Raw genomic sequence first — 24,635 nt, 5'->3', positions numbered from 1 at the left:
GCACGGGCATGTCGATAGGCATACAATCGACGGCACGACTGGCAAAACCACCTCACCATGAGCACCCTGCCTTCGCATAACTCGCCCCGTTTCCGGTACCGCCTCGCGGCCGCGCACGACTGGGGCGATATTGCCGCGGTCACGCAGCAGGCCTACGCGCAGTACGAACTCGAGATCATGGAAGACTGCCGTGCGTCGTTCCAGCGCGGCATGCAGTCCGTGCTGGCGGCGTCGAAGAACGCCGATATGGAGTGGTGGGTCGCGGAGAGCGATCACGGCATCAGCGGCGCGGTGCTGTTCTGCCATCCCGGCGCCACGCTGCCCGCGCTCGACGGCAGCACGATCACGCTGACGCAGCCCGAGGCGCGGCTGCTGTCGGTCAGTCCGCAGGCACGCGGACTGGGCCTTGGCCATACACTCATGCAGATCTGCATCCAGCGCGCGCGCGATATCGGCGCGACCACGCTGGTCGTGCGCGCGATGCCGGAGATGGAATCGGCCAACCGGCTCTGCCAGCAGATGGGCTTCACCAAGCGGACCGAGGCCGGCGCGCGCAGCGGCGCGATGGCCCGTCTGATCGACTACGTGTACCCGATCACGCCCGAGGAGCCGGCGGCGCCATCGCCGGCGCCCGCTCCCTGACGCGGCTCAGTCCTGCGCGTCGCCGCCGCGGCGCCAGATCAGCACCGCGGCCTGCGCGACGATACCTTCCTGACGGCCCTCGAAGCCGAGCTTCTCGTTGGTCTTGGCCTTGACGTTGCAACGCGTCGGATCGATCCCGAGATCCTCGGCCAGGTTGGTGACCATGCCCGTGATATGCGGTGCGAGCTTCGGCTGCTGCGCGATCACGGTGGCGTCCACGTTGCCGATTTCGTAGCCCGCCGCGCGCACGCGCTTCGCGCACTCGCGCAACAGCACGCGGCTGTCCGCGCCCTTGAACTGCGCGTCGGTATCGGGGAAATGACGGCCGATATCGCCGAGCCCCGCCGCGCCGAACAGCGCATCGGTGACGGCGTGCAGCAGCGCGTCGGCATCGGAATGGCCCAGCAGGCCGCGATCGTGGGGAATGTCCACGCCGCCGAGAATCAGCTTGCGTCCCGGCACCAGGGCGTGCACGTCATAGCCCTGCCCCACGCGGATATCGAACGGATTCAATGCAACTCCTTGCGAATCTTGAAAATGGGCAGCTTACTGCGAGGCACCGGTGCCAAGCAGGACTTCTGCCAAAGCGAAATCTTCGGGATACGTGACCTTGAAATTGCGCAGCGATCCGTTGACGAGGCGCGGATGCAGCCCCAGCCGTTCGATCGCGCTCGCTTCGTCGGTCACCACCGCGCCCGCCGCCATCGCGTCGCGCAATGCCTCGCGCAGGACGCCGACGCGGAACATCTGCGGCGTCTGCGCCTGCCACAGGCCGTCGCGCGGGACCGTGGTGCCGATTCTGGCACCGACGCTGGCCCCGATACCGGCATCGTCCGCGCGTTTGAGCGTATCCGGCACGGGCACCGCGAGAATGCCGCCGATGGCGGCATCGGGATCGTCGTCGCCATCGGCTTCCACGGCGCGCACGAGCGCATGGATCATGGCCGGCGTCAGCCCCGGCCGCGCGGCGTCGTGCACGAGCACCCAGTCGGTATCGACGGCACCCAGTTGCGCGAGGTGATGCAGGCCCGCCAGCACCGATGCATGGCGGCTGTCGCCGCCGACGAACGCGGTGTCGAAGCGCAGGCCGGCAAACGTGGCCGCGCCGAAGCGCGATTCCAGCGGCATATCGTCGGGCGCGAGCACCAGCGCCGTGGCGGAGATCGCGTCGCATGCCGAGAAGGCCGCCAGCGCATACCAGATCATCGGACGCCCGGCGACCGTCTGGTATTGCTTGGCGACCGTGCCGCCCGCGCGGCTGCCGGTGCCCGCGCAGGGAATCAGGGCGAATCTTCGGTCGGGGCGCTCGGGGCGGCTATCGGGACGCGGATGGGACACGGTTCTCCGGGGGGCGATGTTCGGGTTCGGTAGCGGCCAGCAGTGTGGCCGGTCCGCATTCTATAATATGGCCTTCGCCCGCCGCCACACCGGCGCCCCCGGGCACGCCGAATCGATGACCCCCCGCCCGCACTGCCGGCGGGGCGTTGTCGTTTTGTATCGCCCCTTTTGCTTCACCCAGGTTGCGCCCCAGTTGCCAATGCCCGACACCACATCCGCTTCGTTTGGTTTTCTCCCGCTGCCGCTGATCAAGCCCGGCATGCGTCATGCCGTGACCGGCCTGACCGGGTCGTCCGATGCCCTGCTCGTGGCCGCGTACATGCGCGCCCATCGCGCGCAGGTGCCGATGCTCGCCGTGGTCTGCGCCAATGCCACGGACGCGCAGCGGCTGGCCGAGGAAATTCCATGGTTCGCGCCCGAACTGCGCGTGCGGCTGTTGCCAGACTGGGAAACGCTGCCGTACGACAGCTTCTCCCCGCACCAGGATCTGGTCTCGGAGCGGCTGGCGACGCTGCACGATATCCAGGGCGGCCAGTGCGACGTGATGATCGTGCCCGCCTCGACGGCGCTGTACCGGCTGGCGCCGCCGTCGTTCCTCGCGGCGTACACATTCTTCTTCAAGCAGGGCGAGCGGCTCGACGAATCCGCGCTCAAGGCGCAGTTCACGCTCGCGGGCTACGAGCATGTGAGCGCGGTGATGCGCCCGGGCGAATACAGCGTGCGCGGCGGCCTGATCGACCTGTATCCGATGGGCTCCGCGCTGCCGTACCGGATCGACCTGTTCGGCGACGAGATCGAGACCATCCGCGCGTTCGATCCCGATACGCAGCGCAGCCTCTATCCGGTCAAGGAAGTACGGCTGCTGCCGGGCCGCGAGTTTCCGCTCGACGAGGCCGCGCGCACCGCGTTCCGCGGCCGCTGGCGCGAGTTGTTCGAGGGCGACCCCACGAAGTCCCCGATCTACAAGGACATCGGCAACGGCGTGCCGTCGGCCGGTATCGAGTACTACCTGCCGCTGTTCTTCGAATCGAGCGCGACGGTGTTCGACTACCTGCCCGCGAATACGCAGCTCGCGTTCTCGGGCAATGTCGATGAGGCGATCCGCCGGTTCTGGGCCGATACGACGCAGCGCTATACGTTCATGCGGCACGACCGCGAGCGCCCACTGCTGCCGCCGTCGGACCTGTTCCTCTCGGAGGAGCAGTTCTTCGTCGGCGCCAAGCCGCTCGCGCGCCTCGTGCTCCAGCGCGAGGCCGAGGCTGGCGTGCCGTCCCCGGCTACCGCCCTGCCCGACGTCTCGGTCAATCGCCGCGCCGAAGATCCGCTCGTCAACCTCGAATCGCTGCTGCTGAACAAGGCCACGCGCGTGCTCATGTGCGCGGATTCGGCCGGCCGCCGCGAAACGCTGCTGCAGTTGTTCGCGGAAAGCGGCCTGCGGCCGCAACCGGTCGATGACTTCGCCGCGTTCCTCGCCGGCGATGCGCATTTCTCGATCGCGGTGGCGCCGCTGCAGACGGGCTTCGCGCTACCCGCGGGACCGTTCGCGTTCGTCACCGAGGCCGAGCTGTACGCGGGCACCGCGCGCCGCGCGGGCCGCCGCAAGCAGGAGCAGGCGAGCGCCGTCGACTCGATGGTGCGCGACCTCGCCGAGCTCAAGGTGGGCGACCCCGTCGTGCATAGCGAGCACGGCATCGGCCGCTATCAGGGACTCGTCACGCTCGACATGGGCAATGGCGAGGAAGAGTTCCTGCACCTCGACTACGACAAGGGCTCGAAGCTCTACGTGCCCGTGCATCAGCTGCACGTGATCTCGCGCTATTCGGGCGCGGATCCCGATACCGCGCCGCTGCATCACCTCGGCTCCGGCCAGTGGGACAAGGCCAAGCGCCGCGCCGCGCAGCAGATCCGCGATACCGCGGCCGAACTGCTGAACCTGTACGCGCGCCGCGCGCTGCGCGAGGGCTTTGCATTCCCGCTGTCGCCGAAGGACTACGAGACGTTTGCCGAGAGCTTCGGCTTCGAGGAAACGCCCGACCAGGCGGCCGCGATCGCCGCCGTCATCGCGGACATGACCTCGGGCAAGCCCATGGATCGCCTGGTCTGTGGCGACGTCGGCTTCGGCAAGACCGAGGTCGCCCTGCGCGCGGCCTTCGTGGCCGTGCTTGGCGGCAAGCAGGTGGCGATGCTCGCGCCCACCACGCTGCTCGCGGAGCAGCATTTCCAGACGCTGTCGGACCGCTTTGCGGAATGGCCGGTGCGCATCGTCGAGCTGTCGCGCTTCAAGACGAAGAAGGAGATCGACGCCGCCATCAAGCAAATCAACGAAGGCACCGTCGATATCGTCATCGGCACGCACAAGCTGCTGTCGGAGGAAGTCAAATTCCAGCGCCTGGGGCTCGTGATCATCGACGAGGAACACCGCTTCGGCGTGCGGCAGAAGGAAGCGCTGAAGTCGCTGCGCGCGGAGGTCGATGTGCTGACGCTGACCGCGACGCCGATTCCGCGCACGCTCGGCATGGCGCTCGAAGGCCTGCGCGACTTCTCGGTCATCGCCACGGCGCCGCAGAAGCGGCTGGCCATCAAGACGTTCGTGCGCCGCGAGGAAGACGGCGTCATTCGCGAGGCGATACTCCGCGAGCTCAAGCGCGGCGGCCAGGTCTACTTCCTGCACAACGAGGTGGAGACCATCGAAAACAAGCGCGCGAAGCTGGCGGACCTGGTGCCGGAAGCGCGCATCGCGGTCGCGCATGGCCAGATGCACGAGCGCGAGCTCGAGCGCGTGATGCGGGACTTCGTGGCGCGGCGCGACAATATCCTGCTGTGCACGACGATCATCGAGACCGGTATCGACAACCCCACGGCCAACACGATCCTGATCCACCGCGCCGACAAGTTCGGCCTTGCGCAGCTGCACCAGCTGCGCGGCCGCGTCGGCCGTTCGCACCATCAGGCCTATGCGTATCTGCTCGTGCACGACCCCGAGGGCCTGACCAAGCAGGCGCAGCGCCGCCTCGAGGCCATCCAGCAGATGGAGGAACTCGGCGCGGGCTTCTACCTCGCCATGCACGATCTGGAGATCCGCGGCGCGGGCGAAGTGCTCGGCGACAAGCAGTCGGGCGAGATCCACGAGATCGGCTTCCAGCTGTACACGGATATGCTCAACGCCGCGGTCAAGGCGCTCAAGGCGGGCAAGGAACCCGACCTGATGGCGCCGCTCGCGGCGACCACCGAGATCAACCTCGGCACGCCCGCGCTGCTGCCGAACGACTACTGCGCCGACGTGCACGAACGCCTGTCGCTGTACAAGCGCCTGGCCAACTGCGAGACGGCCGAGCGCGTGGACGATATTCAGGAAGAACTCATCGACCGCTTCGGCCGGCTGCCCGCGCAGGCGCAGGCGCTCGTGGAAACGCACCGGCTGCGCATCGCGGCCGCGCCGCTCGGCGTGCGCAAGATCGATGCGGGCGAGGCCAGCATCAGCATGCAGTTCGTGCCGAACCCGCCCATCGACGCCATTCGCATCATCGACCTCGTGCAGAAGAACCGCCATATCAAGCTGGCGGGGCAGGACAAGCTGCGCATCGAGGCGAAGATGCCCGATGTCGCCGTGCGCGCCCAGACGATCAAGCACACGCTGCGTCAGTTGGCCTGACGGCCGCCGCGGGTGTAGCATCGACCATTATTCCTACCGACTCAACCGGACACCGCCCCAATGTCAGCCGAAACGCTCAGCGAGAACGCCCCCACCACTACCGATGCGGCCATCGGCGCGCTGGAATGGACCAGGCGACTGGTCGCGTTCGATACGACCTCGCGCAACTCCAACCTCGGCCTGATCGAGACCGTGCGCGACCACTTTGCCGCGCGCGGCCTGAAGCCACACCTGAGCTACAACCCGCAGAAGAACAAGGCCAATCTGTTCGTGACGGTGCCGGCCGCGAATGGCGAGACCAATGGCGGTATCGTGCTGTCGGGCCATACCGACGTGGTGCCCGTGGACGGCCAGGACTGGTCCAGCGATCCGTTCCAGCCCGTGATTCGCGATGGCAGGCTCTATGGCCGCGGCACCTGCGACATGAAGGGCTTTATCGGCACCACGCTGTCGCTGCTGCCCACGCTGCTCGAGACGCGCCTGCGCGAGCCCGTGCACTACGCGCTCTCGTTCGACGAGGAAGTGGGCTGCATGGGCGCGCCGTTCATGCTCGCGCAACTACGCGACCTCGGCGTAAAGCCCGCGGGCTGCATCGTGGGCGAGCCCACGAGCATGCGCACGATCGTCGCGCACAAGGGTATCAATGCCTATCGCTGCTGCGTGACGGGCCAGGCCGCGCATTCGTCGCTGACGCCCAAGGGCGTCAATGCCATCGAGTACGCGGCGCGGCTCATCTGCTTCATCCGCGATATCGCCGACGAGTTCAAGGCGCAGGGTCCGTACGATCAGGCGTTCGACGTGCCGTTCACCACGGCCTCCACGGGCACGATCCAGGGCGGCATCGCCATCAACACGATTCCCGCGCTGTGCGAGTTCGTGTTCGAGTTCCGCAATCTGCCGGGCGTGGATCCCAAGGGCATCATCTCGCGCATCCAGGCCTACGCGGGCGACGTGCTGCTGCCGCGCATGCGCGGCGAGCACGCCGATGCGGACCTCGTGATCACGGAGATCGCCACGGCGCCGTCGCTCGATGCCGCGGAGCAGGATGCGATCACGCAGCTCGTGCGCGCGCTCACCGGCGATCGCGAGATCAACAAGGTGGCCTATGCGACCGAGGCCGGCCTGTTCCAGCAAATGGGCGTGCCGGCCGTGGTCTGCGGCCCCGGCGATATCCAGCAGGCGCACAAGCCCGACGAATTCGTCGCGCTGGACCAGCTCGAGGCGTGCGAGCGCTTCCTGCACAAGGTGGTGGGCAGCCTGCGCGCGGCATAAGCGCGCAGGGCCCGGGGGCACGATGGGCGCGGCGGGCCGCTGGTGGGCTGCTGGCGGGCCGTTACAATAGCGCCTTCGCCAGCCCCATCCGCTTTTTCGCCATGCCGTTGATTCTTCAGAGCCTCTCCCCGATCGCCACCGCCGACCTCGACGCCGTGCGCGCGCTGGCCAGCGCCTCGCCGCTGGTCCCCCGCAGCGATACCGTGGCCGTGGCCGAGACCAGCGCCCCGCTGACGCCGGCGCTGCACGAGAGCCTCGACGCGTACTGCGTGCCGCGCGGCATCGACTGGGCCATCCTCGCCACCGCGCGCAAGCTGTCCGATTTCCGGCTCGTGGCCATGGACATGGACTCGACGCTGATCACCATCGAGTGCATCGACGAGATCGCGGACTTCTGCGGGCTCAAGGCCGAAGTCTCGGCCATCACCGAAGCCGCGATGCGTGGCGAGATCACCGATTTCAACGAAAGCCTGCGCCGCCGCGTGGCCCTGCTCAAGGGGCTCGACGCGTCCGTGCTGGACCGCGTCTATGCGGAGCGCCTGCGCCTGTCCCCCGGTGCCGAGCGCATGCTGGCGGGCGTGCAGGCGGCCGGCATCCGCACCCTGCTGGTGTCGGGCGGCTTCGTCCACTTCACCGACCAGCTCAAGCCGCGCCTGGGCCTCGACTTCACGCGCGCCAATACGCTCGAGATCGTCGATGGCAAGCTCACCGGCAATGTCGTCGGCGAGATCGTCAACGCCGACGTCAAGGCCCGCACCGTGCGCGAAGTCTGCGCGCAGATCGGCGCCGACCCGTCGCAGGCCATCGTCATGGGCGATGGCTCCAACGACCTCAAGATGATGGCCATCGCCGGCCTCTCGGTGGCGTTCCGCGCCAAACCCGTGGTCCGCGCGCAGGCCAGCGTCGCGTTCAATCACGTCGGGCTGGACGGCCTGCTGGAACTGCTGAAATAGCGCCTTTTCGGGGCGCCAGCGGCGCGCCTCGAACATTACAAAATTGTCGCATTGCCTTGATTTCCTTGTGGAAATTAATGGGAATCATTACTATTTCAGCTTCCCGATTTCCAATGAACGGATGTTCATGCAAGGCATTGCTGTCCTGCTTGGACTGGTGGCCGCCGCGTGCCTGTATCTGGCCGCGCCGAACCAGGTCCTGATTCCCGCCTCGCGCCGGCCGCTGTCGCCGCGCGCGCTCTGCCTGCTTGCGCTGGGGCTGACCGTCGCGTCGGCGTGGATCATGAGCGTGCCCGAGGGCTGGGCCGTGGCCATCGCCGCCACGCTGATCACCCTCACCTGCTGCCTGTCGCTGTGGCCGTTCCTCGGCACCTGGGTCAACCACCGGCGCGGGGTGCGCGACACCGCCGACGAAGGGACCGCATCATGATGGGCACCAAATGGCTCGCGGGCGCGCTGCTGGGCCTGCCGCTCGCGATGGCGCTCTGCACGCTGGGCATCCTCTGGCTGCCCGGCGGATGGGAGCGCGGCGTCGTCGTCGCGGTGCTCCTGACATTCCCGCTCTGGGTCGCGATCATCAGCGGCAGCCTGCTGTTCGGCTCGAGCCGCGCCGCATGGCTCTGGCTCGGCGCCGCCAACCTTCTCTGCTTCGGCATCCTGTGGGCCGTGCGCGCGCTGGACGCCATGCCGCCCGCCACCACGCTCGGCTCGTAAGGACGTCCGATGAAAGCCAATACTCTTCGTCTCTACCAGACGCTCCACACGTGGGTCGGCCTGATGGCCGGGTGGGCGCTGTTCATCGCGTTCTTCGCGGGCGCGATCACCGTCTTCCACCACGAGATCCACGTCTGGCAGAACCCTGCCCGCCTCGAAGGCCATCATGCGGCCGAGGTCGAGGTCAGCGGTCCCGCCGTCGATGCGTTCGTGCAGAAGCTCATTGCCGCGCAGCCCGACGCGGCTGCCAGCGTCTACGTGAGTCTGCCCAGCAAGGAAGAGCCCGACTTCAACGCCTACTGGATGGACAAGGCGGGCGCATGGCACCACATGAGCGGCGCGCGCCTCGATGGCGATGCGGCCGCGCGGCAGAACACGTCGATCGATCAGGTGGCCGGCGAGCTGTCAGCGTTCCTGAACTCGCTGCATTACGCGCTCGGCCTCGGCACGAACGGCATGTACTTCATGGGCGTGATCTCGGTGCTGTATGGCCTGGCCCTCGTGTCTGGCGTGCTGCTGCATCTGCCGCGGCTCAGGAAGGACCTGTTCGCGGTGCGGCCGGGGCGCAATCTCAAGCGCTTCTGGATGGACGCGCATAACGTGATCGGCCTGTTCAGCCTGCCCTTCCATATGGTGTTCGCGGTGACGGGCGCGCTGTTCTGCCTGTCGCTGATCCTCGTGATGGTCTTCAACATGCTGACGTTCGACGGCAAGCTGATGGACGTCATTCCGCGCGTGACCGGCGCCACGCCGGAAGTGGCGGCGGCCAACCGGGCCGTGCCGACGATGACGTCGGCCGAGCTGCTGCGCATTGCGCGCGAACATGGTGGCGAGCATTTCACGCCCGAGGCGATTCGCTTCCAGCGCTATGGCGATGCCAATGCGGTGGCCGAGGTCCGTGGCGAAGGCACGCGGGCGCTCGGCAACGGCGGCTCGGTCGGCCTGCATGCCGCGGCGGGCGAGCCCAATGCGGGGCAGCTGATCGCCAACCAGACGCCGGGCGCGCGCGATGGCAACCATGCGCTGTATAGCGCGCTGTACGCGCTGCACTTCGGCACGTTTGGCGACCTCGCGGTGCGGTTCGTGTATCTGCTGGCGGGGCTGGCGGGGGCGTTCCTGTTCTACTCGGGCAATCTGCTCTGGATCGAATCGCGGCGCAAGGCGCGCCAGGCGGACCAGCCGCGCGTGCATCGGCTGCTCGCGCAGGCCACGGTGGGCGTCTGCATCGGCTGCTGCATCGGTGTGGCGCTGTGCTTTCCGGCCGCGCTGCTGTGGCCCGAGCGCGCGGTGAGCTATGTCTACTGGCCCGTGTTCGGGCTGGCCATCGCGTGGGCGCTGATTCGCCCGCCGGTACGGGCGGCGATCGAGCTGCTGTATGTGGCCGCGCTGGCCTCGCTGACGGTGCCCCTGTCGAACGCCATCCTCACGGGCGACCACCTGTTTGCCGCGGCATTGGGTGGGCGCTGGGCCGTGGCGGGATTCGATATCGGGGCCATTGCGCTGGCGGTGGGTTACGTTGCGCTCGCGCGCGCGACGCAGCGGCGGTCCCGGAACGGTCCGGCGGAATCGGTCTGGGCACCGCGTCACGCGCCGGCCGGGGATGCCGCGGCAGCCGCGCGGGCCTCTTGATACGATTCAGCCCAGCGTGGCGTCCATCGCCTGCCGCAGATCCGCGATCAGGTCCCGCGTATCCTCGAGCCCGATATAGAGCCGCACGAGCTCGCCCGCGTGCTCCCATCCAGCGGGCGGCCAGGTGCCCGGCGCACGCATCGTCGGCACGTGGTACGGCACGGCGAGGCTATGCGCGCCGCCCCACGACCAGCCGATCGCGAACAGCTTCAGCGCCTCCACGAAATCGTCCACCTGCTTGCGCGAGTACCGGTCATGCAGCAGGATCGAGAACAACCCCGTCGCACCCGTAAAGTCCCGGCGCCATTCCGCATGCCCCGGGCACTGCGGCAACGCGGGATGCAGCACACGCGTGACTTCGGGACGCTGCAGCAGCCATTCCGCGACCTCGCGTGCCGCGCGGTCGTGCGCGGCCAGGCGGACGGGCATGCTCTGCAGCCCGCGCAGCACGAGGAAGCAGTCGTCCGCGGACACGCCCCACCCCATGACCATGCGCGTGCGGCGCAGACGTTCGTAGAGTTTGGTATCGCGCACGATGGTCGCGCCCATCAGCACGTCGCTGCCGCCGGACTGGTACTTGGTCAGTGCCTGCACCGAGATATCGATGCCCTTGTCGAACGGCTGGAAGTACAGCCCGCCCGACCACGTATTGTCGATGGCCGTGATCACGTTGCGCGCCCGCGCGGCCGCGACGATGGCCTCCACATCGGGCACCTCCATCGTGACCGAGCCCGGCGATTCGAGCCAGATCAGCTTCGTATTCGGCTGGATCAGCGCCGCGATGCCCGCGCCGATCATCGGATGGTAGTAACGCACCGACACGCCGTAATCGCGCGCGAGCCAGTCCGCGTGGTCGCGGTTGGGGCCGTACACGTTGTCGGGAATCAGCACGTCGTCGCCGCTCTTGAGCAGCGAGAAATCGACGAGCGAGATCGCGGCCATGCCCGAGGGGAACAGCAGCGTGTGCTTGCCGCCCTCGAGCTGCGCGAGCTGCTGGCAGAGCGCCTCGCTGGTGGGCGTGGCATGGAGCCCGTAGCGCCAGTAGGTCTTCGACGGATCGCCATAGGCGCGCAGTTCGGCCAGCGTATTGAACACGACCGTCGAACCGCGATGCGTGGCTGGCGAGAACGATCCGAAATTCGGCGGAATATTCAGGTCCGGCTGCACCGCAACGGTCTGCGGATAATGCGCGGAGCGGCTGCCAGCGGGCTGGCGATCATCGGGAGAAGAAGAACGGTCGGACACAGCGCGATCCTTGGCTGAAGTGTTCAGGTCAATATCCGGAGATTGACGACTTGGGCGGCGGCGGCGCGTAAGTAACGCCACTGGAGGGCCGCATGTCGAAGGGCGGAATCACGAGGAAGCCGCCAAGCGGCCGGATCATGAACGGCAGCACGATCGCCGGATTGAAGGCGTCGGTCCACGTGCCGCGCACCGCGCCGCGATCGTCGATCTGCCCTTCCCAGTTGCCCGAGACGCGCGTGCCGTCGTCAGACTCTTCCATCAGGAACGAACCGTTGTCCCATTCGCCGGACAGCAGCCGCACGTCCTTGCTGTCGCCGGTCGAATACTCGCCTTGCAGGCTGTCGCGCGTATCGCTCTTGGGACCGATACGGAGCCGCACGGACTTGTCCCCGACCTTGCCGACGTAGACCGGCAGTTTCGCGTACTCGGGGCGCGGCGCGAGCGGGCCGACGGGCCCGGTGGACAGGGAGGTGCCGCGGCGTGCCTCGCCGTCGCGAATCGCCTGGCTGATGCCAAGCGAGCCGGTCGACAACGAGGTGCCGTCGGCCGCGTGGCCCGAAGCGGGCAACGCGAGCGACAGCGTGGCGGCAAGAATCGACAGGAAAGGGGCGGCACGAACCACGATCGACCTCGATGAAACGATGGAAAGAGGAATGCGCCGCCAGTTTACCCGCAGATGGCCTGCAGGATGCGATGTGAGATACGCTTGAACTAGATGCGCTCGAAAATCGCGGCGATGCCCTGCCCGCCCCCGATGCACATCGTCACGAGCGCATAACGGCCCTGCACGCGCTGCAGTTCGTGCACGGCCTTGACCGTGATCAGCGCGCCCGTGGCCCCGATCGGATGGCCCAGCGAGATACCCGAACCGTTCGGGTTGACCTTGGCCGGATCGAGCCCCAGCGCCTTGGTCACCGCGCAGGCCTGCGCGGCAAACGCCTCGTTGGCCTCGATCACGTCGAGGTCCGCGACCGTCAGGCCGGCGCGCTCGAGCGCGATCTTCGTCGCCGGCACGGGACCGATGCCCATGGTCTTCGGATCGACCCCCGCGTGGCCGTACGAGACCAGGCGCGCGAGCGGCTTCAGGCCACGGCGCTCGGCTTCGGCGCGCTCCATCAGCACGACCGCCGCCGCCGCGTCGTTCAGCCCCGAGGCATTGCCGGCCGTGACCGTGCCGTTCTCCTTCGCGAACACGGGCTTGAGCTTGGTCATGTCCTCGATCTTCGCGTCGTGACGCACGTGCTCGTCGGTATCGAACACGACGTCGCCCTTGCGGGACTTCACGGTCACCGGAACGATCTGATCCTTGAAATACCCGGCACGGATCGCCGCGGACGCGCGGCGGTGCGACTCGAGGGCGGTCTCGTCCTGCTGGCCGCGCGAGATGTCGTATTCCTTCGCGACGTTCTCGGCCGTGACGCCCATATGGATGTTGTGGAACGGATCGTGCAGCGCGCCGAGCATCATGTCCAGCAGCCTGGCATCGCCCATGCGCGCGCCCCAGCGGGCGGCCGGCGCGAGATAGGGGGCGCGGCTCATGCTTTCGGCACCGCCGCCGATCGCCACGTCGGCGTCGCCGAGCAGGATCGTCTGCGCCGCGCTCACGATGGCCTGCAGGCCGGAGCCGCACAGGCGGTTCAGCGTCAGCGCGGGCGCGTGGATCGACACGCCGCCCTGCACCGCGGCCACGCGGGCCAGATACATGTCCTTCGGCTCGGTATGGATCACGTTGCCGAACACCACGTGCCCCACGTCGTCGCCGCTCACGCCCGCGCGGGCCAGCGACTCGCGCACGACCAGGGCGCCGAGGTCGGTCGGCGCCACGTCCTTGAGCGCGCCGCCAAACGTTCCGATTGCGGTACGAACGCCGCTTACCACCACCACTTCACGCGTCATGTCTGTCTCCATGATTGATGTTGCGGCGCACAGTATATCCCCGGCCGGGGGCAGCGAACGATCGTACTATTACCTAATCATCCTACAACTTCGTAGGAGGACTAGCGACGTCAGGCGATCTCGCCCCAGAGGTCGTGACCGTCGGCACCGGTGATCTTTACCTGCACGAACTCCCCCGCACGGTAGCGCTGCGATGTCTTGGTGGCCGGCGCGATATACACGAGGCCGTCGATCTCGGGCGCATCGGCCGAAGACCGGCCGATACCGCCATCCTGATTGAGCTCGTCGACGAGCACCCGCAGCGTCTGCCCCACCTTGCGCTGCAGACGGCGCGCCGAAACCTCCTCGGCGACTTCCATGAAGCGCGCGCGGCGCTCCTCGCGAACCTCGTCGGGCAGCGCGCCCGGCAGATCGTTGGCCGTGGCGCCCTCCACCGGCGAATAGGCGAAGCAGCCCACGCGGTCCAGTTCGGCTTCGGCGATAAAGTCGAGCAGCGTCTGGAACTCTTCCTCGGTCTCGCCCGGGAACCCCGCGATGAACGTGCTGCGGATGGTCAGTTCCGGGCAGATCTCGCGCCAGGCGCGAATCCGGTCCATCGTCTTCTCGGCGTTGGCCGGGCGCTTCATGCGCTTGAGCACGTCCGGATGCGCGTGCTGCAGCGGCACGTCGAGGTACGGCAGCACATGGCCCTGCGACATCAGCGGAATGATCTCGTCCACGTGCGGATACGGGTAGACGTAGTGCAGGCGCACCCACGCGCCGTACTGCGCGGCCAGCTCGCCGAGCGCGGCCACGAGTTCGGTCATGCGCGTCTTGAGCGGACGGCCGGCCCAGAAGCCCGTGCGGTATTTCACGTCCACGCCGTACGCGCTCGTGTCCTGCGAGATCACGAGCAGTTCCTTCACACCGGCCTTGAACAGGTTCTCGGCCTCGAGCATCACCTCGGCCACCGGGCGCGACACGAGGTCGCCGCGCATCGACGGGATGATGCAGAACGAGCAGCGATGGTTGCAGCCTTCGGAAATCTTCAGGTAGGCGTAATGCTTCGGCGTCAGCTTGATGCCGGCGGCCGGCACGAGGTCCGTGAACGGATCGTGCGGCTTGGGCAGGTGCGTGTGCACGGCCTGCATGACCTCGCCCAGCGCGTGGGGACCGGTCACGGCCAGCACCTTCGGGTGCACCGACGACACGATGTCGTGCCCCGCGGCATCCTTCTTCGCGCCCAGGCAGCCCGTAACGATCACCTTGCCGTTCTCCGTCAGCGCCTCGCCGATGGCATCCAGGCTCTCCTGCACGGCTTCGTCGATAAAGCCGCAGGTATTGACCACCACGAGATCGGCACCGTCGTAGGTCCCGCTGATCGCGTACCCCTCGGCACGCAGCTGCGTGATGATCTGCTCCGAGTCCACGAGGGCCTTGGGGCAGCCAAGGCTCACGAATCCCACATTTGGAATACGGTCTTTTTTAGTCGTTGATTCTAAAGGGTTTTTCACAGATCAATCCAATGTGGGACGTGCGGAGCGAGACATGGCCGCCCAGCGATTCGAAGCCAATCGAGCATTTTAACCGTTTGCCAAAGTTTCTCGGTGCCCGATACCTGACATGGCGCCAGCGATGACTTCGAGAATATCGCGCGAATCCTGGAGGTACCGGATCGCGGTGTGCAGCTCGGCCGCTTGCGGCCAGGTCCGCTTGAGATAGCTGAGCCACATCTTGACGCGTCCATGCTCGTGGCGAGGCGTCACGCGCGCTTGCAGCTTTCTCAGGTAGTCGTCGAGCAGACCGAGCACGGCCGGCCATTCTTCGCCGGAAGGCACCGGATCCACCCGTCCACGGATACGCAACGCCAGGAACGGGTCCGACACGGCGCCGCGCCCGATCATCACGTCCGCGCAGCCACTCACCGCCCTGCACCGCTGCCAGTCCGCCACGGCCCAGACATCGCCGTTGGCGATGACCGGAACATCCACCGCGTCGTCGATCCGTGCAATCCACTCCCAGTGGGCCGGCGGCCGGTAACCATCGTCACGGGTTCTGGCATGGACGACCAGGTGTGCCGCGCCGCCTTCCGCCAGCGCCGTCGCGCAGTCGATGGCAAGCGAGGTGTCGGACACGCCCAGCCGCATTTTTGCGGTCACGGCGATGCCGGCCGGCACGGCTGCGCGCACGGACGACACGATTCGGTTCAGCTGCTCGGGATCCGCCAGCAGCATGGCGCCGCCACCGTGCCGGTTGACGACTTTCGCGGGGCAGCCGAAGTTCAGATCGACGCCATACGGCGACAGGCTCGCCGCGCGGGCCGCATTCACCGCCATCCATTCCGGGTCGCTGCCGAGCAGCTGAATCACCATCGGCGTGCCGCTCGCGGTGCGGCCGCCGTCGAGGATTTCGGGCGTGTCCCGCTCGTAGACCCGCATGGGAAGCACCGAACCCGTCACCCGGACGAATTCCGACACGCACCCGTCGAATCCGCCTGTGCGCGTCAATACGTCCCGCAGGACATAGTCCGCGAGCCCTTCCATCGGTGCAAGAAACAACTGGCTCATACGAGAACGGCGTCTGAGTTGCCTCGGGCGCCGTTGCCTTGAAAGACCGCGATGTTACCTTGTTTGCGCCAACGAAAACGGGCAGCGCGCAAGGCTGCCCGATGGCATCGCCGGAAGGCGGGATTTATTTCTTGGGATCCTGCTGATTGAACGGGAAGGTCCCGAACATGTTCTTGGCCTGGCTCTGCATCTGCTCCTGCATCTGCACGAACAGGTTCTTGCTCTGCTCGATGTAGTTGCTCATCATCCCCTGCATCATCGGGCCCTGCATGTTCATGAACTGCGACCACATGTCGGGGCTGAAGGCTTCGCCCGAATACAGGCCCTTCGAGTTCTCGGCGAGCTTGCTCTGGATGTCGATGAACGCCTGGATGTTCTTTTCCAGATAGGTGCCCATCATGCCCTGCATCGCGTGGCCGTAGAAACGGATGATCTGCGAGAGCATCGCGCTCGAGAACATCGGCACGCCGCCGGTTTCTTCTTCCAGGATGATCTGCAGCAGGATGCTGCGCGTGAGTTCCTCGCCGGACTTGGCGTCAACCACCTTGAACTCTTCCGAGTCCATGACCAGCTGCTTGACGTCCGCGAGGGTGATGTAGGTACTGGTCTGCGTATCGTAGAGCCTGCGATTGGGATACTTCTTGATCAGTCGCTCTGCGCCTTTCTTTGTCGTGGCCATCGTCGCTCTATCCTTTGTCGTCGCTGATGCCCGGCAGGTGCCGGACCATCGCTGAGATCCGTTGCTGCGCTGCAAGGGATGCAGCGCGCAATCCGGCGTCCACTGCGCCGCTGCCCTGATTCTATGCTCAAGAAAGCACTATGGAAAGCAGGCACGGTTAAGGAAAACCCGCAGCATACCGTCCGGTAGACCTACGCGGAAACGCGGCGTTATCGAATAAAAACGGCGGTTCGTCGACGAACGCGACGAACCGCCATGGCGTGGAACGCGATGCTTGTGCACCGCGCTGGCTGCGCCGCCGCAATCAGCCCATGATCGTCAGGCGATCACCCCATATGCAGACCACCGTTGAGCGAGAAGTCCGCGCCGGTCGAGAAGCCCGATTCGTCCGAGGACAGCCACGAGCAGATCGATGCGATTTCCTCGGGCAGGCCCAGGCGCTTGACCGGAATCGTGGCAACGATCTTGTCGAGCACGTCCTGTCGGATCGCCTTGACCATGTCCGTGGCGATATAGCCCGGCGACACGGTGTTCACGGTCACGCCCTTCGTGGCCATTTCCTGCGCCAGCGCCATCGTGAAGCCATGCAGGCCGGCCTTGGCCGTCGAGTAGTTCGTCTGGCCGAACTGGCCCTTCTGGCCGTTGACCGACGAGATATTGACGATGCGGCCGAAGCCACGATCCGCCATGCCGTCGATGACCTGCTTGGTCACGTTGAACAGCGAGGTCAGGTTCGTGTCGATCACGGCGTCCCAGTCGGCGCGCGTCATCTTGCGGAACACCACGTCGCGCGTGATGCCGGCGTTGTTGATCAGCACGTCTACCTCGCCGACCTCGGCCTTCACCTTGTCGAACGCGGCCTTGGTCGAATCCCAGTCCGCGACATTCCCTTCGGATGCCACGAATTCGAAACCGAGCGCGCGTTGCTGCTCCAGCCACTTCTCGCGGCGCGGCGAATTCGGGCCGCAGCCCGCCACGACCTTGAAGCCGTCCCGTGCCAGACGCTGGCAAATCGCGGTCCCGATACCGCCCATGCCGCCGGTCACATATGCAATGCGCTGAGTCATCATTCGCTCCTAGTTGGCTTTATTGTCGATTGTCGATCGGCGATCGACGATCATTGATTGCCTGTGGAAACCCCTCACCGCTCCACGGCCAGCGCGACACCCATGCCGCCGCCGATACACAGCGAAGCCAGCCCCTTCTTGGCATCGCGGCGCTTCATCTCGTGCAGCAGCGTGACGAGGATACGGCAGCCCGACGCGCCGATCGGGTGACCGATCGCGATGGCACCACCGTTCACGTTGATCTTCGAGGTGTCCCAGCCCATTTGCTGATGCACGGCCAGCGCCTGCGCGGCGAACGCCTCGTTGATCTCCATCAGGTCCAGATCGTCCACGGTCCAGCCCGCGCGCGACAGGCAGCGCTTGGAAGCCGGTACCGGGCCGATACCCATCACGGCCGGATCCACGCCCGCGTTCGCGTACGCCTTGATCGTCGCCATCGGGGTCAGGCCCAGTTCCTTGGCCTTGGCCGCCGACATCACGACCACCGCGGCCGCGCCGTCATTGATGCCCGAGGCGTTCGCGGCCGTGACCGTGCCCGCCTTGTCGAAGGCCGGCTTCAGGCCCGAAATGCTGTCCAGCGTCGCGCCCTGGCGCACGAACTCGTCCGTCTTGAACGCGACGGGGTCGCCCTTGCGCTGCGGAATCATCACCGGGACGATTTCCTCGTCGAAGCGGCCCGCCTTCTGCGCGGCCTCGGCCTTGTTCTGCGAAGCCACCGCGAACTCGTCCTGCGCCTCGCGCGAGATACCGTATTCCTTGGCGACGTTCTCGGCCGTGATGCCCATGTGGTACTGGTTGTACACGTCCCACAGGCCGTCCACGATCATCGAGTCGATCAACTTGACGTCGCCCATGCGGAAGCCGTCGCGCGAGCCCGGCAGCACGTGCGGCGCCGCGCTCATGTTCTCCATGCCGCCCGCCACGACGATCTCGGCATCGCCCGAGAGAATCGCGTTGGCGGCCAGCATCACGGCCTTGAGGCCGGAGCCGCAAACCTTGTTGATGGTCATGGCCGGCACCATGTCGGGCAGCCCCGCCTTGCGGGACGCCTGGCGTGCCGGGTTCTGGCCCGCGCCTGCCGTCAGCACCTGGCCCATGATCACTTCGCTGACCTGGTCGGGCTTGACCCCCGCGCGCTCGAGCGCGGCCTTGATCACGATCGCGCCGAGTTCGGGCGCCGGAATCTTGGCCAGCGAACCACCAAACTTGCCCACACCGGTACGGGCTGCGGAAACGATGACGATGTCAGTCATTTGAGATCCTCTCGATTAGATATGCAGATCGGTTCGAAAAGCGGGTGCCGCGGCCAACCGCGGTGCCCTTGTCTGTGGCGTTGCGCGTGCTCCGCGCTTGTCTCGACGTTTGTCTCGATTTATGCGCGTGCTTTCACGTAACGGCCCGGCGCGGCCTCGATGGCCTTGTAATGCGCGTTGCCGTAGGCCGTGGGCGCCGCGCGCTTGGGCCCGGCATGCTTGCCGAGCCAGTTGTCCCAGTCCGGCCACCAGCTGCCGGGATGCTCCTTCGCGCCGGCCAGCCATTCCTGTGCCGTACCCGGCAGGGCGTCGTTGGTCCAGTGGCTGCGCTTCTTCTTGGCCGGGGGATTGATCACGCCGGCGATATGGCCCGACGCGCCCAGCACGAAGCGCAGCTTGTTCTCGAGCAGCGCGGTCGAGGCGTAGGCGGACGTCCACGGCACGATATGGTCCTCGCGCGAGCCGTAGATGTAGGTCGGCACGTCGATCGCGCCGAGATCCACCGGCGCGTTGCACACCGTCAGTTTGCCCGGTGTCTTCAATTCGTTCTGCAGATACGTATGGCGCAGATACCAGCAGTACCACGGGCCCGGCAGGTTGGTCGCGTCGCCGTTCCAGAACAGCAGGTCGAACGGGACCGGGGTCTTGCCCTTGAGGTAGTTGTCGACGACGTAGTTCCAGACCAGATCGTTGGGACGCAGGAACGAGAACGTGTTCGCCAGTTCCACGCCGCGCAGCAGCGCGCACGGTGCGCCCGCGGTGCCGCCGATGGTCGCTTCACGCAGCTGCACGTGCGACTCGTCGACAAACACGTCGAGGATGCCCGTATCGCTGAAGTCGAGCAGCGTGGTCAGCAGCGTGAGGCTCGCGGCCGGATGCTCGCCACGCGCGGCCAGCACCGCGAGGGCCGTCGCGACGATGGTGCCGCCCACGCAGAATCCCAGCACGTTGATACGGTCCTGCCCGCTGATATCGCGCGCCACCTCGATCGCGCGGATTGCCGCGTGCTCGATGTAGTCGTCCCATGTGCGCTCGGCCATGGTCGCGTCGGGATTGCGCCACGACACGAGGAAGACCGTATGGCCCTGCTCCACCGCATGCCGCACGAGCGAACTCTCGGGCTGCAGGTCGAGGATGTAGAACTTGTTGATGCAGGGCGGCACCAGCAGCAGCGGCCGCGCGTAGACCTTGTCGGTCAGCGGCTTGTACTGGAGCAGCTGGAAGTATTCGTTTTCGTAGACCACCGCGCCTTCGCTGACGGCCACGTTGCGGCCGACCTCGAACGCGGTGTCGTCGGTCTGCGAGATCTTGCCGCGCGACAGATCCTCGAGCATGTTGCGAACGCCGGCGCGCAGCGATTCGCCGCCCGACTCGATCAGGCGCTGCTGCGCATCGGGGTTGGTCGCGAGGAAGTTGGCCGGCGACATCGCGTCGACCCACTGGGACACCGCAAAGCGGATGCGCTGGCGCGTCTTGCTGTCGGCCTCGACGGCATCGGCCAGTTCGGTCATCGCGCGCGCGGTCAGCAGGTAGAACGCCGCGGCATAGTGATACGGCGCGTTGTTGCGCCACGCGTCGCTCGCGAAGCGGCGATCGTTGAGGGGCGCATAGCCGTTGGTGGCGGCGCCCGCCGGGCCGCCCTGATTGCCACTCGCGCCGCTCGCGCCGCTCATGCCGCTCATGCCGGCCGCGGCCGCGCTGGCCTGCGCCGTGGCGGACTCGCTCATCTCGCGCCAGAGCTGCGTAAAGTCGTGGAAGTAGCGTTGCTGGATCTGCGCCAGTTGCGTCGGGGCGATCTTTACCGGTGCCGCCGAGCCGCCGAGCGCGCCGCCGAATGCCTGCTGGAACATGCGCGCGAACGCCTCGCCGCCCGGAAAGCCCTCACCCGAGAAGGCCGCGCCGCCGGGGAATGCACCGCCGGGGAATGCACCGCCAGGGAATGCGCCACCGGGGAATGCACCGCCAGGGAATGCGCCACCGGGGAATGCCCCGCCGGGAAACTGGCCATGGGGGAAGGTGGCACCGGGGAAGGTACCGAACGGCGCACCGAACGGCGTACCGAACGCCGCACCGGGCATGCCGCCGTTCATCTCGGGGGCCCATTGACGGGACCATTCCAGCCATGCAGCTGGATCGAATGGCCCCGGCACAGACTGAAATGGTTGGGACTTGCCTTCCTTGCCGGAAGCTGCCGCACCTTTGCCGGTCGCCATGATGTAATCGTCTCTTTACCGTCGATTCGCTTGCTTTGTCGACGGGAACGGGGTACCTGTCTCCCGGCCCGCCCCTGATCCGGCACTATTCAGTATTGCCGGCGCTATGCTGCGGGGTGCTGCTTGTTCCGATACATTTGAAGGCATTGTTGCCTCGCAATGGAGAGCCTGTCAATGCGGACTTCCGAAAGGCAGCTTTAACCCATGAGCCCTACCTCGCGGTAGGGTCGGCCCCTACCACAACGAGTTGAATTGACGATGTATATCGTAGCGATCGCCTGGCTGTACGTTGCCATGATGATGGCCATCTCCGAGCGAACCGTCGTGGCGGGCGTGCTGACCTTTTTCGCCTATGGCGTGGGGCCGGTCGCGCTGATCGTGTACATCATGGGGACGCCCGCGCGCAAGCGCCGGCGCAAGGCACGCGAGGCAGCGGAAGCGGCGGCACCGGTAACGCCGCCGTCCGATTCGCACTGAGGCGACTGGGTCCGCCGATTCACACCGGGCGCGGCTCAGTCCGCAAGCCAGACGAGCGTCGCCATGCGGCCCGTCACGCCGTCACGGCGATACGAAAAGAACCGTTCGGCATCGGTCACGGTACAGGCGTCGCCACCGTAGACGTCCGTGCATCCGGCTCTTGCCAGGCGCGTGCGGGCCAGCCCGTAGATATCGGCCCAATACTTGCCGGGCGTTTGCGCGACGGGCCTGAACGCGGCCTCGACCGTGTCGTGCTCGCCGGCTTTGGCGGCGGCGAGAAACGCCTCGCGGACCTCCGCGCCGACCTCGAAGGCCGAGGGGCCGATGGCGGGGCCGAGCCATGCCAGCCACTGCGGCGTGCCGGCCGCGCGCGCCGCCATGCGCGCGACGGTGGCCTCGATCACGCCCGCGCAGAGGCCGCGCCATCCCGCATGCGCGGCGCCCACGACGGTACCCGCGCGGTCGCATAGCAGCACCGGCAGGCAGTCGGCGGTCATGATCGCGCAGACATGGCCTGCGGTGGCGGACACGCTGGCGTCGGCGCGCGGCACCGCTGGCCCCGCATCGCGCGCGCTGGCCACGCCGGCCGCCATATCGTCTGCCGTGGCCACCGCGCAGCCGTGCACCTGCTCGAGCCATTGCGGCATCGCGGGCAGGTGCGCGGCAAGGCGGGCGCGATTCGTGGACACGGCGGCGGGTGCGTCGCCGACGTGCGTGCCGAGATTGAGCCCGCCCGTGCCGCCGTCCGCCAGCCCGTACGGCGCCGCGCTGACGCCGCCCGCGCGCGTGGTCGAGAGCGCGCGGACGCGTGCGGGCGCGGGCCAGCCGGGGACGATCCAGTCCGCGTCGGCGGCGGTGTGAGCGACGGTGTGAGCGGCGGTGTCAGCGGCGGCCATTACCGTTCCCGCCGTCCTCGCCATCCTCGTCGTCCTCATCCTCGTCCTCGTCGTCATCGCCCGCGCCGATATACAGCCCGTTGGCATCGTACTGCGACGCATCCCACTCGAAATCATCATCGTCGTCCGCCTCGTGCCCCTCGAAGTCGAGCGCGTCGATCAGCGCCTGCAGATCCTCGGGCGGCGGCGCCTCCCACGAGATCTTGCGGCCCGTGACCGGATGCACGAGCCCCAGCTTGTACGCATGCAGCGCCTGCCGCGTGAACGGCACCGGCAGCGGCACGCGGATGGCCGGCCGCTGTCCGCGCTGCGTGGCCTTGTGGTACACGGGATCGCCGAGCAGCGGATGGCCGATCGACTCGAAGTGCACGCGAATCTGGTGCGTGCGCCCCGTCTCCAGCTGGCATTCGACGTACGACACCTTCGACCGGCCGAGCGGCACCGTGCCAAGCGTGCGGAAATGCGTGCGCGACGGCTTGCCGCTGTTCGTATGGACGATGGCCATGCGCGTGCGCTCGCGCGGATCGCGGCCGATCGGCGCGTCGATCGTGCCCGCGTCGGGCGTCTGCCCCCACACCAGCGCGATATACGTACGCTTGACCGTGCGCGCCTGCAGCTGGCGCACGAGGTCCGTCTGCGCCGTGAGCGTGCGTGCCACGACCATCAGGCCCGAGGTCTCCTTGTCGAGCCGGTGCACGATGCCCGCGCGCGGCAGCGTCGCGGCGCCCGGGTAGCGGTACAGCAGGCCGTTGAGGGCCGTGCCGCTCCAGTTGCCCGCGGCCGGATGCACGACGAGCCCGGCCGGCTTGTCGATGACCAGCAGCGTCGCGTCCTCGTACACGACGTCCAGCGGCACGTCCTCCGCCGTAAAGGCGTTCGTCTCCGGAGACGCCTGCGGCTGGATATCGATGCGCTGGCCCATCTGCACGGCGGCCTTCGCGCGGCTCGGCTCGCCGTCCACGCGCACGGCGCCATCCTCGATCCATTGCTGGATGCGGCTGCGCGAGAACTCCTTGAAGTGGCGCGCGAGCAATTTGTCGAGCCGCTCGCCATGTGCGGCGCTATCGACCTCGAGTGTCAGCGGGGCCATATCGGCCTGCGCCGGCATGGCGCCGGAGGCGCTTCCTTCCGCCTCCTCGCCCGCGAAATCCTCGATGTCGTCGAGCTCCGGATCGGTCAAATCCGTGGGTGCGAGGCGTTCGCGTTCACGGGGTACCCCTGCAATGCCGTTTTTGGGCTGGGGGGTTGGGCTATAATGCTTGGCGCTATTTTTCATCCGGGATAGGTTGCCCATGCACTTGCAGAGCACAGAATTGCAGAGCACAGAATTGCAGAGCACTAAGAGCACTAAGCGCGCCCATTGGCGCGCCAGAGTTGGAGCCATGTTGCTCGCAGGCGGCTGCGTGCTGCTGTCCGCGTGCGGCCTGCTTGGGGACCAGCCTGACGAAACGGCCGGCTGGTCGGCCAACAAATTATATTCGGAAGCCAAGGATGCGCTCGATGGTGGCGATTATCCGCGGGCCGTCAAGCTGTACGAAAAGCTCGAAGGACGCTATCCGTTCGGCCGATATGCGCAGCAGGCGCAGATCGACACCGCGTATGCGAACTACCGTGACGGCGAAACCGCCGCCGCGCTCGCCGCGATCGACCGCTTCATCCAGCTGCATCCGAGCCATCCGAACATCGATTACGCCTACTACCTCAAGGGGCTGATCAACTTCAACGACAACCTCGGCTGGCTGGGCCGGTTCTCGGGCCAGGATCTCAGCGAACGCGATCCGAAGGCGGCAAAGGCCGCGTTCGATGCGTTCAACACGCTCGTCACGCGCTTCCCGGACAGCAAGTACACCGAGGATGCGCGCCAGCGCATGCAGTACATCGTCAACGCCCTCGCACAGCACGAGGTGCACGCGGCGCGCTACTACTACCGTCGCGGCGCGTACCTGGCCGCGGTGAACCGCGCGCAGCAGTCGCTCAAGGAATACGATGGCGCGCCCGCCAACGAGGAAGCGCTGTACATCATGATCCGCTCGTACGACTCGCTCGGCATGAAGGATCTGCGCGACGACACGGCACGCGTGATGGAGCACAACTATCCGAACAGCGACTTCATCAAGTACGGTGAGCGCCGCAAGGACAAGTCGTGGTGGGAAGTGTTCTGAC

The 24,635-nt window shown here is 66.8% G+C and carries 22 protein-coding genes; 9 read left to right on the top strand and 13 right to left on the bottom strand.

Annotation, left to right across the window (positions count from 1 at the left end; translation table 11 throughout):
- Positions 1-57: 57 nt before the first annotated feature.
- The gene (locus tag FOB72_RS04770) at positions 58-642 is read left to right on the top strand and encodes a GNAT family N-acetyltransferase (protein WP_150371471.1); all 585 of its coding nucleotides are present in this window, start codon (positions 58-60) and stop codon (positions 640-642) included.
- Positions 643-648: 6 nt separating this feature from the next.
- On the opposite strand, the gene ispF is transcribed toward FOB72_RS04770, so the two are convergent.
- Both ispF and ispD read right to left on the bottom strand, forming a co-directional pair.
- Positions 649-1,155: a 2-C-methyl-D-erythritol 2,4-cyclodiphosphate synthase gene (gene ispF, locus FOB72_RS04765; RefSeq protein ID WP_150371470.1), complete on the bottom strand. Its 507-nt coding sequence runs from the start codon at positions 1,153-1,155 to the stop codon at positions 649-651.
- A 33-nt stretch (positions 1,156-1,188) separates the two neighbouring features.
- Complete coding sequence (gene ispD, locus FOB72_RS04760; RefSeq protein ID WP_223851413.1) at positions 1,189-1,980, bottom strand: 2-C-methyl-D-erythritol 4-phosphate cytidylyltransferase; 792 nt, start codon at positions 1,978-1,980, stop codon at positions 1,189-1,191.
- A gap of 199 nt (positions 1,981-2,179) precedes the next feature.
- Between ispD and mfd the strand changes: the two genes are divergently transcribed.
- From mfd to FOB72_RS04730, 6 genes are all read left to right on the top strand, one after another.
- Positions 2,180-5,632: a transcription-repair coupling factor gene (gene mfd / locus FOB72_RS04755; RefSeq protein ID WP_150371469.1), complete on the top strand. Its 3,453-nt coding sequence runs from the start codon at positions 2,180-2,182 to the stop codon at positions 5,630-5,632.
- A 60-nt stretch (positions 5,633-5,692) separates the two neighbouring features.
- Complete coding sequence (gene argE / locus FOB72_RS04750) at positions 5,693-6,904, top strand: acetylornithine deacetylase (protein ID WP_150371468.1); 1,212 nt, start codon at positions 5,693-5,695, stop codon at positions 6,902-6,904.
- Positions 6,905-7,005: 101 nt separating this feature from the next.
- Positions 7,006-7,857 carry a phosphoserine phosphatase SerB gene (serB, locus tag FOB72_RS04745; RefSeq protein WP_150371467.1) on the top strand — a complete coding sequence of 284 codons (852 nt, stop codon included), beginning with the start codon at positions 7,006-7,008 and terminating at the stop codon, positions 7,855-7,857.
- A 127-nt stretch (positions 7,858-7,984) separates the two neighbouring features.
- Positions 7,985-8,287, top strand: a complete 303-nt coding sequence (locus FOB72_RS04740; RefSeq protein WP_150371466.1) for a hypothetical protein — start codon at positions 7,985-7,987, stop codon at positions 8,285-8,287.
- Positions 8,284-8,571: a hypothetical protein gene (locus FOB72_RS04735; protein WP_150371465.1), complete on the top strand. Its 288-nt coding sequence runs from the start codon at positions 8,284-8,286 to the stop codon at positions 8,569-8,571. Before FOB72_RS04740 ends, FOB72_RS04735 begins: the two co-directional genes overlap by 4 nt.
- Before the next feature lie 9 nt (positions 8,572-8,580).
- On the top strand, positions 8,581-10,200 hold the full coding sequence (locus FOB72_RS04730; protein ID WP_150371464.1) for a PepSY-associated TM helix domain-containing protein: 1,620 nt from the start codon (positions 8,581-8,583) through the stop codon (positions 10,198-10,200).
- A gap of 6 nt (positions 10,201-10,206) precedes the next feature.
- On the opposite strand, the gene FOB72_RS04725 is transcribed toward FOB72_RS04730, so the two are convergent.
- The 9 genes from FOB72_RS04725 to phaC form a co-directional block, all read right to left on the bottom strand.
- Positions 10,207-11,445: a cystathionine beta-lyase gene (locus FOB72_RS04725; protein ID WP_150371463.1), complete on the bottom strand. Its 1,239-nt coding sequence runs from the start codon at positions 11,443-11,445 to the stop codon at positions 10,207-10,209.
- Between the two features lie 28 nt (positions 11,446-11,473).
- Complete coding sequence (locus tag FOB72_RS04720; RefSeq protein WP_411859823.1) at positions 11,474-12,046, bottom strand: hypothetical protein; 573 nt, start codon at positions 12,044-12,046, stop codon at positions 11,474-11,476.
- Positions 12,047-12,156: 110 nt separating this feature from the next.
- Positions 12,157-13,341: a beta-ketothiolase BktB gene (gene bktB, locus FOB72_RS04715; RefSeq protein WP_150371461.1), complete on the bottom strand. Its 1,185-nt coding sequence runs from the start codon at positions 13,339-13,341 to the stop codon at positions 12,157-12,159.
- Positions 13,342-13,451: 110 nt separating this feature from the next.
- Complete coding sequence (gene rimO / locus FOB72_RS04710; protein ID WP_150371460.1) at positions 13,452-14,834, bottom strand: 30S ribosomal protein S12 methylthiotransferase RimO; 1,383 nt, start codon at positions 14,832-14,834, stop codon at positions 13,452-13,454.
- 69 nt (positions 14,835-14,903) lie between these two features.
- Positions 14,904-15,887 carry a tRNA dihydrouridine synthase gene (locus FOB72_RS04705; RefSeq protein WP_150371459.1) on the bottom strand — a complete coding sequence of 328 codons (984 nt, stop codon included), beginning with the start codon at positions 15,885-15,887 and terminating at the stop codon, positions 14,904-14,906.
- Positions 15,888-16,011: 124 nt separating this feature from the next.
- Positions 16,012-16,566, bottom strand: a complete 555-nt coding sequence (gene phaR, locus FOB72_RS04700; protein WP_150371458.1) for a polyhydroxyalkanoate synthesis repressor PhaR — start codon at positions 16,564-16,566, stop codon at positions 16,012-16,014.
- A 326-nt stretch (positions 16,567-16,892) separates the two neighbouring features.
- Entirely contained in the window at positions 16,893-17,633 is a 741-nt protein-coding gene (locus tag FOB72_RS04695) for a 3-ketoacyl-ACP reductase (RefSeq protein WP_150371457.1), read from the bottom strand.
- 74 nt (positions 17,634-17,707) lie between these two features.
- On the bottom strand, positions 17,708-18,886 hold the full coding sequence (locus tag FOB72_RS04690) for an acetyl-CoA C-acetyltransferase (protein WP_150371456.1): 1,179 nt from the start codon (positions 18,884-18,886) through the stop codon (positions 17,708-17,710).
- Positions 18,887-19,005: 119 nt separating this feature from the next.
- The gene (gene phaC, locus FOB72_RS04685) at positions 19,006-21,099 is read right to left on the bottom strand and encodes a class I poly(R)-hydroxyalkanoic acid synthase (protein WP_223851412.1); all 2,094 of its coding nucleotides are present in this window, start codon (positions 21,097-21,099) and stop codon (positions 19,006-19,008) included.
- 258 nt (positions 21,100-21,357) lie between these two features.
- Between phaC and FOB72_RS04675 the strand changes: the two genes are divergently transcribed.
- Positions 21,358-21,576 carry a hypothetical protein gene (locus FOB72_RS04675; protein WP_150371454.1) on the top strand — a complete coding sequence of 73 codons (219 nt, stop codon included), beginning with the start codon at positions 21,358-21,360 and terminating at the stop codon, positions 21,574-21,576.
- A 35-nt stretch (positions 21,577-21,611) separates the two neighbouring features.
- Here the strand turns inward: FOB72_RS04675 and pgeF are convergent, their stop codons facing one another.
- Together pgeF and FOB72_RS04665 are read right to left on the bottom strand one after the other, a co-directional pair.
- Positions 21,612-22,472 (bottom strand): peptidoglycan editing factor PgeF, encoded by an 861-nt coding sequence (pgeF, locus tag FOB72_RS04670; protein WP_150371453.1) that lies wholly within the window; start codon positions 22,470-22,472, stop codon positions 21,612-21,614.
- Entirely contained in the window at positions 22,459-23,748 is a 1,290-nt protein-coding gene (locus FOB72_RS04665; RefSeq protein ID WP_150371452.1) for an RluA family pseudouridine synthase, read from the bottom strand. The genes pgeF and FOB72_RS04665 overlap by 14 nt, the downstream gene beginning before the upstream one ends.
- A 106-nt stretch (positions 23,749-23,854) precedes the next feature.
- On the opposite strand from FOB72_RS04665, the gene FOB72_RS04660 reads away from it, so the two are divergent.
- Positions 23,855-24,634, top strand: a complete 780-nt coding sequence (locus tag FOB72_RS04660; RefSeq protein ID WP_150371451.1) for an outer membrane protein assembly factor BamD — start codon at positions 23,855-23,857, stop codon at positions 24,632-24,634.
- Position 24,635: the final 1 nt, after the last annotated feature.

The organism is Cupriavidus pauculus, assembly GCF_008693385.1.
Classification (GTDB): domain Bacteria; phylum Pseudomonadota; class Gammaproteobacteria; order Burkholderiales; family Burkholderiaceae; genus Cupriavidus; species Cupriavidus pauculus_D.
The sequence above is the reverse complement of the archived record's forward strand: the minus strand, read 5'-3'. Positions and strand labels throughout refer to the sequence as shown.